Source organism: Proteus myxofaciens ATCC 19692, from assembly GCF_001654855.1.
Classification (GTDB): domain Bacteria; phylum Pseudomonadota; class Gammaproteobacteria; order Enterobacterales; family Enterobacteriaceae; genus Proteus; species Proteus myxofaciens.
Window position 1 is genome coordinate 1 of record NZ_LXEN01000212.1, and the last position, 447, is coordinate 447.

1 pseudogene is annotated in these 447 nt (G+C 26.8%); it reads left to right on the forward strand.

What is annotated here, in order from left to right:
• Window positions 1-236: 236 nt before the first annotated feature.
• Window positions 237-447 (forward strand): annotated as a pseudogene (locus M983_RS16685) (DUF1440 domain-containing protein); the annotation flags it as partial.

A 447-nucleotide genomic window follows, 5' to 3' on the forward strand; every position in this document is an offset into this window, starting at 1 on the left:
TTATTAATAAATAAAATATAATGAAAATTAACTAACATGAAATATTATATTATTCAAGTTATTTTACTAAATAAATCAAAAAATAAATAATAAGTTAGAAAAGTAAGATTAATGCTAGATTTCAATAATGCACTATAATTTAATTTACGTTAAATATAAAAGAGATCTTTATAAGCTACCTTGTTTCACAATGTAGGGATGAAATTTCTTAAATAGTATATTACTAAGGTGTTTTTATGTGGAAAAATAAAGCTAATCTCAAAGTCGTATTTTGGGCAACTATAGTAGGTGGATTTATCAGCTCATTAGTGAAATGGGGTTCTGAAGTTAATATGCCACCAAGAGTTGCGGGAGAAATATCTCCTCCAGCAGCAAATATAGATGCTTGGTTTGGATGGTTGGGGATTAATTCTCATTCATTAGATTATGTTTATCAAAGCAGTGTTA